Origin of the sequence: Saccharopolyspora sp. NPDC002686, assembly GCF_040295745.1 — a bacterium.
GTDB classification, from domain to species: Bacteria; Actinomycetota; Actinomycetes; order Mycobacteriales; family Pseudonocardiaceae; genus Saccharopolyspora; species Saccharopolyspora oryzae.
Genome location: NZ_JBEOVY010000239.1, coordinates 1 through 12069 on the forward strand (window position 1 = coordinate 1; position 12069 = coordinate 12069).

A 12069-nucleotide genomic window follows, 5' to 3' on the forward strand; every position below is an offset into this window, starting at 1 on the left:
GCCTTGACCGGTTGTTCTGGTCAAGGCGCCCTTCGCTTGTGTCACTTGCCGAAGCCGGCCTTTCGGAGGGCGTCGGCCATTGCGCCGGACGGGGCGCTTCGCTGGCCTCCGCGGCCTTGGCCGCCTCGGTTCTGGCCTCCGTTTCGGCCGCCCTGGCCGTTTCGGTTGCCGTTGCTCCGGCCTCCGCCGTTGCGGTTGCCGCCGCCTTGGCCTCGGCCGCCGCCTCGGTTGGTGTCTCGCTCCGGCTTGCCGCCGGCTCCGGGCTCGTCGTCGAGGCGGAGGGTCAGGGAGATTCGCTTGCGGGGGATGTCGACGTCGAGGACCTTGACGCGGACGATCTCTCCGGACTTGACGACGTCGTGGGGGTCGTTGACGAAGTTCTTCGACATCGCCGAGACGTGGACCAGGCCGTCCTGGTGGACGCCCACGTCCACGAAGGCTCCGAAGGCCGCCACGTTGGTGACCACGCCCTCCAGGGTCATGCCCGGCTTGAGGTCTGCGATCTTCTCCACGCCCTCGGCGAAGGACGCCGTCTTGAACTCCGGGCGCGGGTCGCGGCCCGGCTTGTCGAGCTCGGCGAGGATGTCGGTGACCGTCGGCAGACCGAAGTTGTCGTCCACGAAGTCCTGCGGCCGCACCGACTTCAGCACCCGGGCGTTGCCGATCAGCTCGCGGATCTCCGTGCCGGTGCTGCCCATGATCCGCTGCACCACCGGGTAGGCCTCCGGGTGCACCGCGGAGGAGTCCAGCGGGTCGTCGCCGTCCGGGATGCGCAGGAAGCCCGCGCACTGCTCGAACGCCTTCGGGCCCAGGCGCGCCACGTCCTTGAGCGTCGTGCGGGTGCGGAACGGGCCGTTGGTGTCGCGGTGCTGGACGATGTTGCCCGCCAGCGTCTCGCTGATGCCCGACACGCGGGTCAGCAGCGGGGCCGACGCCGTGTTGACGTCCACGCCCACCGCGTTCACGCAGTCCTCGACCACCGCGTCCAGCGAACGCGACAGCTTCGTCTCCGACACGTCGTGCTGGTACTGGCCGACACCGATCGACTTCGGGTCGATCTTCACCAGCTCCGCCAGCGGGTCCTGCAGGCGGCGGGCGATGGACACCGCGCCGCGCAGGGAGATGTCGAGGTCCGGCAGCTCGCGCGAGGCGTAAGCCGAAGCCGAGTACACCGACGCGCCCGCCTCGGACACCGAGATCTTGGTGAGCTTCAGATCCGGGTTCTGGCTGATCAGCTCGCCGGCCAGCTTGTCGGTCTCGCGGGAGGCCGTGCCGTTGCCGATCGCGATCAGGTCGACCGAGTGCTCCTTGGCCAGCGTCGCCAGCTTGGCCAGCGCCTGGTCCCACTGCCGCTGCGGCTGGTGCGGGTAGATCGTGTCGGTGGCGACGACCTTGCCGGTGCCGTCCACGATCGCGACCTTCACGCCGGTCCGGAAGCCCGGGTCCAGGCCCATCGTGGCGCGAGAGCCCGCGGGCGCGGCCAGCAGCAGGTCGCGCAGGTTGGCCGCGAACACCCGGACCGCCTCGTCCTCGGCGTTCTGCCGCAGCCGCAGCCGCATGTCCACGCTCAGGCGGGTCAGGATGCGGGTCCGCCACGCCCAGCGGACCACGTCCGACAGCCACTTGTCGGCCGGGCGGCCCTGGTCGGCGATGCCGAACTGCTGGGCGATGCGCAGCTCGTAGTCGGTCGGGCCGACCTGTTCGGAACCGTCGTCCGGCTCCAGGGACAACTCCAGCGCCTCCTCGTTCTCACCGCGGAACAGCGCCAGGATGCGGTGCGAGGGCAGGTCGGTGAACGGCTCGGAGAACTCGAAGTAGTCGGCGAACTTCGCCCCTTCCTCCTCCTTGCCCTCGCGGACCTTGGAGACCACCCGGCCGCGCGCCCAGACCTTCTCGCGCAGCTCGCCGATCAGGTCGGCGTCCTCGGAGAAGCGCTCCACCAGGATCGACCGCGCGCCGTCCAGCGCGGCCTGCGCGTCGGCGACGCCCTTGTCGGCGTCGACGAACTCGGCCGCGTTCTGCTGCGGGTCGTTGTTCGGGTCGGCCAGCAGCTTGTCCGCCAGCGGCTCGAGGCCCGCCTCGATCGCGATCTGGGCCTTGGTGCGGCGCTTGGGCTTGTAGGGGAGGTAGATGTCCTCCAGCCGCGCCTTCGAGTCGGCCTCGGTGATCTGCGCCTCGAGCTCGTCGGTGAGCTTGCCCTGGGACCGGATCGAGTCCAGCACCGTCGTGCGCCGCTCTTCGAGTTCGCGCAGGTAGCGCAGGCGCTCTTCGAGCGTGCGCAGCTGGGCGTCGTCGAGGGCGCCGGTCGCTTCCTTCCGGTAGCGGGCGATGAAGGGCACAGTCGCCCCGCCGTCGAGCAGCTCGACGGCGGACTGCACCTGGCGCTCGCGGACGCCGAGCTCCTCGGCGATCTTCTGATGAACAGTCGTCACGATGCTGATTCCGCCTTCTCTGCGATCTTCGCCAGATCCGACCGGACATTGTGCCGGACCGGGCTCGCAGGCTACGTCCGCACTCGCGTCGGCGTGTCGGGATGCTGCTCATCGGGGTGGTCCGGTCACCGGCCGTCGTCGGGCCCGATGGACCACAGTTTCAATTGAAACTGCGAACCCCAGGCACGGCGGATCGCAGTTTCAATTGAAACTGCGGTGCTGCGTGGCGGAGCCGGAGGGCTTGTGACCTGGGCCGCCGGGATCTCGGAGCGTGACGCACTGTTGTCACGAACCGTGACGGATCAAGCGAGTGCTGTAGCTCGAAGGGGTTAAACTAGGTACTCGGGCACGTACAAACCTCGATGTCGGTACACGCTCCGTGCTGGAGTGTGGGGACTCGTGAACCCCGAAAACTCCGACCAACCGAGATCCCCCGAAAACTTCGACAACGCTTCCACCCCGAAGCAGAGCTCCCCCTCCTCTGCCCAGCGGGTCGACCAGGCCCTGCGCGTGGCCGCGGACCGCGTTCGCGCGTGGCTCGCGCCGCTGGTCGAGCGCCTCGTGCAGTGGCTGGCCCCGCTGCTGCGGCGGGTCCAGGACGCTCCGGCGGTGCGGCGCTTCCGGGAGAGGGTTGCGCCGCACGTTGCCGCGGTTCAGGAAAAGCTCCCCGAGCCCGTCGTGCGGGCTTCGCGCACTCGTTCGATGCAGGCGGGCGCCGCGGTCGCAGCCGTCGGCGTCGTCGGCCTGGTGATCGGCACCGCCGTCGCCGGCCCGGCCAAGCCCCAGATCGAAGAGGCCGCGATGGCCGCCCCGATCCAGGAGGCCGCTCCCGACAAGCAGGCCACCCTGGAACAGCACGCCACGCTGCAGCAAGCTCCCCCTCCGCAGCAGGCGGAGCCGCGCGACGCCGCTCCAGCGGCTCCGGCGCCCGAGCCGGAGGCCCCGCTCGGCCCGCCGGTCGAGGGCATCGACGTGTCCAACCACAACGGGCCCATCGACTGGGGCAAGGTCGCCGCGGACGGCAAGAAGTTCACCTTCGTGCTGGCCACCGACGGCACCAGCTTCTCCAACCCGCGATACAGCGAGCAGTACCACGGGGCCAAGGCCGCCGGGCTGATCGCCGGTGCCTACCACTTCGCGCGGCCGAGCGACTCGTCCGCCGAGGAGCAGGCCAACCGGTTCCTCGACGTCGCCGACTACCAGGCCGACGGCAAGACCCTGCCGCCGGTGCTGGACCTGGAGGTCGACCCGAACTCGGGCGGCTGCTACGGGATGTCGGTGGACCAGATGCACCAGTGGACCAAGACCTTCAACGACAAGGTCAAGGAGCGCACCGGCAAGGAGCCGGTCATCTACGCCAACCCGTCGTTCTGGCGGGAGTGCATGGGCAGCACCAACAGCTTCGACGGGCACCCGCTGTGGCTGGCTTCCTACGGCGTGGACAGCCCGTCCGTGCCCAACGGTTTCAGCAACTGGCACTTCTGGCAGTACACCGACCAGGGCAGCGTTGCCGGCATCAGCGGCAACACCGACCTGAACCAGTTCCAGGAGGGCCAGGCGCGCTTGGAGAAGCTGGCGCGCTGACCCAGGCGTTCGCGCCGCGGAATTTCGACGGGAGCGGGCCGTCCGCGAAAGCGGGCGGCCCGCTCTTCTGCGCCTGCGGACGGTCCCCGAACTCGGGAATCCGCCCAATCGGAGCGTTTTGCCTGCTCAGGATCCGTGAGTACTTTTTGTTGCCATAGCGACACAAAGTGCTCACGGTCCACCACCTGCAGAAAGGCACCTCCGGCGCATTTGTCCCTTGTGGACAGATGTGCGTTCGGGTGTTGTTGGACGTTCGGCGGGGGTGTTCGGTTGCGTCCGAGGCAGGTGATCTTCGTCGGCTTTTTCGGTCCAGGGGACGGGCCGTAACAGGTGCGGCGGACCGATATCCTCGCCGCGATCGATGATCACCTGATCGGAGGCGCGGCGTGTCATTGTGGGAACAGCGGGTCACCACAGCTCGGAAGCTGTGGGGCAGTGGTGACCTCGCCGCCGCGGAGCGGGAGCTGAGCACCGTCCTCGACGACGGCGACTTCGACGCCGCAGCGCACGCCGCGTGCTTGCTGGGCGGGCTGCTCGGCGAGCTCGACGACCCCGAGCGCTCCCGCGCGATGTACCAGCGGGCCATCGACTCCGGGCATCCGATCTACGCCCAGATCGCCGCGATCTCCTTAGGCCTGCTGCTGTTCGAAGCCGACGACCTGACCGCAGCCCAAGCCGTGCTGCGCTTCGCCGCCGACGGCGCCGACCCGGACGCCGCTGGTCGCGCCGATGCGCTGTTGGCCCAGGTGCTGCACATGCTCGGCGATGTCGAGGGTGCCCGGGAAGCCCGTGATCGGGCGCTGACCAGCAGCGACCCCGGGGTCGTCGAGATCGCCTCGGAGCTCGAGCTGCCCGAGCCCGGTGAGCGCTCCACCGACCGGTACCTCCAGGTCGCCTACGAGCAGGCGTGCTCGCTGCTGGAGCAGGGGCGCCACGACGACGCCGAGCCGATCTTGCAGCGGCTGCTGGACAGCGGGCACCAGAACTTCGGATCGCTGGGCGCGGCGAAGCTCTACGCGCTGCACGCCGAGGAGCCGGAAACCGCGCGGCGGCTGGCCGAGCGGATCATCGCCTACCGCCACCCCGAGCACCTCGGCTGGGGGCATGTGCTGCTGGGCGGGGTGCTGGAGGACCTGGGTGACGCGGCGGGAGCGGCCGAGGCGTTCCGGGCCGCGGCCGACGACCCGCGCCCGGGCATCCGGCTGCACGCGCTGATCCACCTCGGCATGCAGCTGCGCGCGCTGGAGCAGCCGGACCAGGCGCGCGAGATCTACCAGCGGGTGATCAACACCCGGCACCCGCACTTCTCCGTCGAGGCGTGGGGCGTGCTGGCCGAGCTGCAGCGCGACGAGGGCGATGTCGCCGGGGCGATCGAGAGCTTCGGGCGGGTCCTGGCTTCCGAGCACCCGGACAAGGCGCCGCTGGCGGCCTACAACCTCGGCGTTCTCCAGTACGAGCACGGTGATGCGGAGGAGGCCGCGACGGCGTTCCGCCGGGCCGCGCAGGCCGAGGACGCGCGCGTCGCGCACCAGGCCGAACTCGCACTGTCCATGATGGACGTCGTCGACGCGCAGCAGGACCCGGCCGGGGACGACGCCAGGCAGCTCGCGATGCGCGCCCACCAGGCGGCAGGCGCCGGTGACCCGGACGCCGCGCGCCTGGCGTACCAGCAGGTCATCGACATGGACGTGCGGATGTGGTCGGTGATGGCGGCCAACTCGCTCGGCCTGCTGGAGGCGGTCTCCGGCGACGCCGAACAGGCCCGCCGGACCCTGCAGCGCGCTTTGACCGCCGACGAGGGCTCGCTCGCGCAGGACGCCGCATTCCGCCGCGCGTTGATCGACGAGCCCGCTGCGCGTCCCGTGCTCGAAGCGCTCTTCCGCCTCGAGCACGACGAGGACGGCGGGCTGGACGCGCTCGCCGCTGATCCGCAGGTGCGCGACCTGGCGCTGCTGGTGCAGGCCGAACTGCTGCTGACCACCGACGTCACCTCCGCGGTGGAGCTGCTGGGCGAGCTGGTCGAATCGCCGAACCAGCTGGTGTGGACCAAGGCCGGTCAGCTGCTGGCCGGTTGGCTGGTCCGCGAGCAGCGGACGGACGACGCGGTGCGGCTGCTGGAGCGGATCGTCGACGGCGGGCATCCGCTGCTGCTGCCGTGGTCGGCGGCGCAGCTCGGCGACCTGCTGGTCGAGCACGGCGAGCCGGAGGACGTGATCACGGCGTTCGCCACCGCCGCTGCCGCGGGATATCCGTCGTTGCTGGCCGAGGTGTTCGGCAGGCTCGCGATGCTCTACCGCATCGCCGGCCGTGACGAGGAGCTCGAGGCGCTCTACCGGACCACCATCGCCAGCGGTCACCCCGAGTTCGGGCCCCGCGCGTCCTACCTGCTGGGCGAGAAGTTGGTGCTCTCCGCTGATTTCGACGCCGCGTCGGAGTGCTTCGACCAGGCCGCGGGCTCGGAGTCGGACGTCGAAGCGCTTGCGGTTTTCGGCGCGCACGCGATCCGGCGCGATCTCGAGCGCGCGGGCGCTGTTCTCGCCGAGCTGGCCGAAGAGCCGGAACTGCACGAGAGCGCGACCGAACTGTGCTTGAACCTGGCGCACCAGCACCAGGCGCTGGGCGATGTCGAGTTCACCGGCCAAGCGTTATCGCTGGTGGCCGATGCCGGTCACCCCGATCGGCAGCAGGAAGCGCTGCTGTTCCTCGGCGCGCTGCGCAACGAGAACGGGGACAAGGCAGGGGCTCGCGAGGCTTGGGAGCGGGCGGCGAGCGGGGACAAGCCGCACGAAGCCGCCGTTGCCCGGTCCAGCCTCGCGGAGCTGCTGCAGAACGACGGTGATCTGGACGGCGCCGAGGCGCAGTTGGCCGAAGTCGCGGCCGGGGACACCGAGAACGCCGGTGAGGCCGCGCTGCGGCTGGGCGTGCTCCGCGACGAGCGGGACGACGTCGATGGCGCGTTGGCGGCGTTCGAGCGCGCAGCGTCGGTGGGGGACCGCAACGAGGTAGCCCTGGCGACCGCCTACCGCGCGCCTTTGCTCGCCAAGCGCGGAGAAACAGACCTCGCCGAGGACGCTTACGCGGCCGCGATCGCTTCCGGAGTCGCGGAGATCCAGGCGCACGCCGCGTTGGAGCTCGGCAACCTGCGGCGGGACAACGGGGACGACGCCGGGGCGCGGGCCGCTTACGAGCAGGCCCTGGCCTTCGACGACCCGGACGTCACGCTCCGCGTGCACCAGGCGATGGGCACCGAAACCGCTGAGCAGCGCGGATATCGGCTGATGGGGGAGGGCGACGTCGACGGGGCGCGGGCGGCGATCGCCGAGCACTTCGACTCGCCGCGGGTCGCCGACTTCTGGTGCGCGGCGTGGGGCGACGTGGCCGACGCGGCGTCGGTGCTGGCCGAGGTGTCCGGCGACGACTTGCGGATCTGCTCCGAGCTGGGCCTGGACTTCGGGATGGCGGTGGAGGACCGGGCCGAGGCGCGGGCGTTCTTCCGCATGGTCGCCGACCACGGGCACCCGGATCTGGCGCCCCGCGGTCAGGCGCAGCTCGGTCACCTCGCTGAACAGCAGCAGGAGCACGCGATCGCGCTGGCCTGGTACCGCCGCGCCGTGGCGGACCCGGAACGCGGTGGGCACGCCGGCGTGCTGCTGGCGCAGCTGCTCGCGCGGCTCAACGACGTCGAAGGTGCGAAGTCCGCGTGCCGGAACGCCTTCGGCGCGGGCACCGGGATTCCCGCGCTGGACGCCGGTGTGCTGCTCGGACAGCTGCACCACGAGTCCGGCGACCCGGTCGAGGCGCGACGCGCCTGGGACCAGGCGGAAGCGGCCGCCGAATCACCCGAGCAGTTCGGCGACGCGCTGCACCGCCGCATCGCGCAGGTCGGCGAAACCGCCGAAGCCGCCCGCGAACTGCTGGACCGCGCGTCCGGTTCGGACCACCCGGACACCGCGATCGTCGCGATGCTCTGGCTCGGTGAGCGCGCATCGCGGGCCGAGGAGCTGGACGAGGCGATCCGCTGGTTCGGCGCGGCGGCGGCGCTCGACGTGCCGGAGCAGTCCGAGGCGGCGCGGAGCCGACTGGCGAACATGCTCCTGGCGCAAGGTGATCGTGACGCGGCCGGCATCGAGTACGAACGCGTCAGCCGGTCCGGCAACCCGGACATCGCGGCGCGCGGCGAGATGGGCCTGGGCATGATCCGCCACGAAGAGGGCGACCTGCCCGGCGCGGTCAACGCCTACGTGAAAGCCGCTGCTCACGCGACCCACGAAGGCTTGAGCGAGGACGCGCTGCACAACGCTCGCGTGGCGCTGGAGCAGCAGCATTCGGGCGGGGAGCACGCCGCAGCGGCGGACACGTTGCGGCGCCTGGCCGAAGTGGTGCCCGAACGCGACGTCGCGGAATGGGCCTTCGATGCGGGAACCGAGTTCCTCAACGCCGACGACACCGATTCCGCACTGGTCTACCTGCGTTGCGCGGTGGAGATCGGTGCGCCGGAACCGGAACCTGCCGCGGTGCTGGCGCTGGGCGACGTGCTGCAGCGCCGCGGTGAGCTCACCAGCGCGAAGCAGACCTACGAGTGGGTGCTCGACAACGGCGACGAGAGCTCCGCATCGGTGGCGAAGTTCCGGCTGGTGGAGATCCTGTCCGAGGACGACCCGGCGGCGGCCGAAGAGCTCATGCAGCGCCCGGACGAAGTCCTGGGCTCGGCGATGAAGGCGATGCTCGGTCTCAAGCGCCGCGACGAAGGCGACACGGCCGGGGCGATCGAGCTGTTCCGCGAAGCGGCCGACGACGCCGACGAGAAGTTCTCCCCGATGGCGGTCTACGCGCTGGCCCAGTCGCTGAACAAGGAAGGCGAGGTGGCGCAGGCCCAGCAGACCTTCCGGCAGCTGATCCAGGCCGCCCCGGACGACTTCTACGCGGGGCAGGCCCTGCTGGAACTCGCCGCGATCGCCTACCAGGCGGAGGACGACGAGGAAGCGCGCGGGTGGAGCCTGCGGGCGTGGGAGTCCGACGACCCGGAGCTGTCGGCGAAGGGCGCGATGAACCTCGGCGTGATCGCCAAGCGCCGCCGGGACATCGAAGCGGCGATGCCGTGGTTCCAAGCGCTGATCGACCTCGGCCACCCGTCGGCGGCGCTGGCTTCGGCGCACCTGGCGGAAATGCACTACTGGCGCGAAGAGCACGCGGAAGCGGCGCGGCACTACGAGTACACCCTCGCCAACACCGAGGACGCCGAGCTCATCGCCGAAGCGGCTTACCGCGTCGCCGAATTCCGCTACCGGCGCGGCGAGATCGAGGAGGCCCGCGAGCTGCTGGACCGGGCGGTCCGCACCGAGGAGGGATCCTTCGCGGAGCAGGCGACCACGCTCCTGGCGCGCCTGCCCTGACCTGGGTGGGTGCGGAGCGAACGGACCGAATGCCTCGAAAGGCGGCGCGGACGGTCCGTTCGCTCCGCCCCGCCGATCTGCCGTCGGCTCAGGGAGGGGCTGCGCGGAGTCAGGCGCGGGCGACGATCAGGCGGTCCGGGAGCGCGAGGACCTGGTCGAGGACCTCGCAGGCTTCTCCGGCGGTGTGCCACTGCGCGCGGGTCGTGTTCGCCGCGGTGAGGCCGTGCTCCTGCGAGACGCGGGCTGCTCGGACGTCGTCCTCTCCGCGGAGCTCGACGACGTCGACGATGTCCCCGTGCGGGCGCACGTAGATCAGGGCCATGAGCTCGCCGTCGGCGTCGCGCACCGGCGGCATCAGGCGGAATCCGCGGGCCACGAGCTCGCGCAGCCGGATGCTGGACTGGTCCTCAACGGACGAGGTCATCGAACTCACCGTCCTTGGCGCCGCTCAGGAAAGCGGCCAGCTCGGCTCTGGTGTAGATCAGCGCGGTGCCGTCGGACTCGCGCGACTGGCGCATCGCGATGGTGCCGTCGGACAGCGCCGCGAGTTCGACGCAGTTGCCCCACTTGCCGCTGTGCTGGGACTTTCGCCAGCTCACGCCCGGTAGGGCGGTGACGGGGACTTCGAACCTACCGTTCATCAGGTCTCCCTGGATCGGCTGCACATGCAATTGCATACGCCATTGCGCGAACGGTACCACAGCGTTCCGCAACAAGACGATCACTCAGCGTGCGCGGCGTGGCGGTGGTTCAGAGTGAAACCTGGATTTTCCTCAGCATTTGCCGGGTTTGCTCCGGAGTCCGGGCATCGACCATCAGCCGATCGAGTGTACGACTGTATCGTTCGATCTCTTCCCGCTTGTCCAGGTACAGCGCGCCGCTGAGGTGCTCCAAGTACACGACGTCCGGCAGTTCGGGCTCGGCGAAGCGCAGCATGGTGAACGAACCCTCCGCCGCGTACCCGCTCAGCGCGAACGGCACGACCTGCAGCGCGATGTTGGGCCGCTTCGTCATCTCCAGCAGGTGGTCGATCTGCGCGCGCAGCACCGCGGGGCCGCCGATCGGGCGGTGCAGCACGGATTCGTCGATGACCGCCCACAGCCGCGGGGCGTCCGGGCTGTCCAGCAGCTTCTGGCGCGTCATCCGCACCGACACCCGCCGGCGCGTGTCGTCGTCGGCCAGCGACGGATGCCCCGAACTGGCCAGCGCCATCGCGTAGTCCTCGGTCTGCAGCAATCCCGGGATGAACTGCAGCTCGTAGGTCTGGATCCGCGCCGCGACGCCCTCCAGGCCCACGTAGTCCTGGAACCACGGGGGCATCGACTCGGCGTACCGGTTCCACCAACCCGGCTGCCGGGAATCGGTGACCAGCTGCATGAAGTGCTCGCGCTCGGCGGGATCGTGCACGCCGTAGAGGGTGAGCAGGTCTTCGATGTCGCGTTCCTTCAGCGAAACCCGGCCCAGCTCCATCCGGCTGATCTTGGACTCCGAACCCCGGATGGCCTTCGCCGCTTCCGCGGGCGGGATCTCCGCGGCCTCGCGCAGCCGACGCAGCTGGGCGCCCAGGATGATGCGCCGTGCCGTCGGACTTCCATCGCGGGCAGCACCCTGCCGGGCCATGGCCGCACCTCCTCGTTACCTGCTCAACGCAGTGATAGCACATCGACCGTTTACTCAGAGCAGCGAAGCTCGTACGCTATGCAACCCTCGACCGCTCCCCCCCGACGAAAGCCCAGTGAGGACACCTCGATGACTGCCGATGTCGCCGCCTCCGACGGCGAGACCCCGATCCACATCGACACCAGCAAGGCCAGCATCGCCCGCGTCTACGACGCCTTCCTCGGCGGCAAGGACAACTACGAGGTGGACCGCGAAGTCTTCCACCGGGTGCGCGAAGTCGCCCCGGAAGCGGCCCAGCTCGCTTGGGACAACAGGCAGTTCCTGATCCGGGCGACCCGGTTCATCGCCGCCGAAACCGGCGTCACCCAGTTCCTGGACTGCGGTTCCGGGCTGCCGACCGCGGAGAACACCCACCAGGTCGCGCAGCGCATCGCGCCCGATTCGCGGGTCGTCTACGTCGACAACGACCCGGTGGTGCTCGCGCACGGGCGCGCGCTGCTGGAGGAGAACACCCAGACCCACTTCAGCCCGGCCGACATCTTCGAGCCCGCGCGGATCCTGCAGGACGAAGTGGTGCGCAGGCACCTGGACTTCAGCGAGCCGATCGCGCTGTTCCAGATGGGAACCCTGCACCACTACGACGGCGAACGGCCGCCGCAGGACATCATGCGCGAGTACATCGACGCGCTGCCGTCGGGTTCCTACGTCGGCATCAGCCACTTCCTGGACCCGGAGACCGACGAGTTCAGCGACCTCGCGCGGCGCATGGAGCAGACGTTCCTGCACAGCCCGATGGGCACCGGCCTGTTCCGCACCCGCGCCGAGATCGAGGCGATGTTCAACGGTCTGGAGTTCGTGGAACCGGGTCTGACGCTCTGCGCGGACTGGTGGCCCACGGGTCCCCGCCTCAAGCCGCTCTCCCCGGTCCAGTACTGCATCGCCGGAGCGGTGGCCCGCAAGCCCTGACCGTCCACCGAGGGGGCGGGGGTGTGGTGGGTGATACTAACCCCCCGCAGGGCCCCCCGCGCCCGTGGGGGCGA

General features: G+C 70.2%; 7 protein-coding genes. 3 read left to right on the forward strand and 4 right to left on the reverse strand.

Annotated elements, in window-relative coordinates; translation table 11 throughout:
- Nucleotides 1-41: 41 nt before the first annotated feature.
- Nucleotides 42-2435: a Tex family protein gene (locus ABTZ89_RS26660; RefSeq protein ID WP_351049602.1), complete on the reverse strand. Its 2394-nt coding sequence runs from the start codon at nt 2433-2435 to the stop codon at nt 42-44.
- A 507-nt stretch (nt 2436-2942) separates the two neighbouring features.
- Between ABTZ89_RS26660 and ABTZ89_RS26665 the strand changes: the two genes are divergently transcribed.
- Both ABTZ89_RS26665 and ABTZ89_RS26670 read left to right on the forward strand, forming a co-directional pair.
- A complete protein-coding gene (locus tag ABTZ89_RS26665; protein ID WP_351049594.1) occupies nt 2943-4016 on the forward strand; it encodes a lysozyme in 1074 nt (357 codons plus the stop codon).
- A 386-nt stretch (nt 4017-4402) separates the two neighbouring features.
- Nucleotides 4403-9409 (forward strand): tetratricopeptide repeat protein, encoded by a 5007-nt coding sequence (locus ABTZ89_RS26670; protein ID WP_351049597.1) that lies wholly within the window; start codon nt 4403-4405, stop codon nt 9407-9409.
- Nucleotides 9410-9518: 109 nt separating this feature from the next.
- On the opposite strand, the gene ABTZ89_RS26675 is transcribed toward ABTZ89_RS26670, so the two are convergent.
- The 3 genes from ABTZ89_RS26675 to ABTZ89_RS26685 form a co-directional block, all read right to left on the reverse strand.
- The gene (locus ABTZ89_RS26675; RefSeq protein ID WP_270949270.1) at nt 9519-9833 is read right to left on the reverse strand and encodes a hypothetical protein; all 315 of its coding nucleotides are present in this window, start codon (nt 9831-9833) and stop codon (nt 9519-9521) included.
- Nucleotides 9817-10050 (reverse strand): DUF397 domain-containing protein, encoded by a 234-nt coding sequence (locus ABTZ89_RS26680; RefSeq protein ID WP_270949269.1) that lies wholly within the window; start codon nt 10048-10050, stop codon nt 9817-9819. The genes ABTZ89_RS26675 and ABTZ89_RS26680 overlap by 17 nt, the downstream gene beginning before the upstream one ends.
- A 109-nt stretch (nt 10051-10159) precedes the next feature.
- The gene (locus tag ABTZ89_RS26685; RefSeq protein WP_270949268.1) at nt 10160-11029 is read right to left on the reverse strand and encodes a Sco1979 family transcriptional regulator; all 870 of its coding nucleotides are present in this window, start codon (nt 11027-11029) and stop codon (nt 10160-10162) included.
- Between the two features lie 129 nt (nt 11030-11158).
- Here ABTZ89_RS26685 and ABTZ89_RS26690 point away from each other — a divergent pair, with 129 nt between their 5' ends.
- Nucleotides 11159-11995, forward strand: coding sequence for an SAM-dependent methyltransferase (locus ABTZ89_RS26690; RefSeq protein ID WP_270949267.1), 837 nt, complete (start codon nt 11159-11161; stop codon nt 11993-11995).
- The last annotated feature ends 74 nt before the right edge of the window (nt 11996-12069 follow it).

What these genes read in the sequence shown, in the direction of transcription:
- ABTZ89_RS26690 (WP_270949267.1), top strand. Translation starts at nt 11,159, where the DNA reads ATGACTGCCGATGTCGCCGCCTCCGACGGCGAGACCCCGATCCACATC.
- ABTZ89_RS26675 (WP_270949270.1), bottom strand. Translation starts at nt 9,833, where the DNA reads ATGACCTCGTCCGTTGAGGACCAGTCCAGCATCCGGCTGCGCGAGCTC.
- ABTZ89_RS26680 (WP_270949269.1), bottom strand. Translation starts at nt 10,050, where the DNA reads ATGAACGGTAGGTTCGAAGTCCCCGTCACCGCCCTACCGGGCGTGAGC.
- ABTZ89_RS26685 (WP_270949268.1), bottom strand. Translation starts at nt 11,029, where the DNA reads ATGGCCCGGCAGGGTGCTGCCCGCGATGGAAGTCCGACGGCACGGCGC.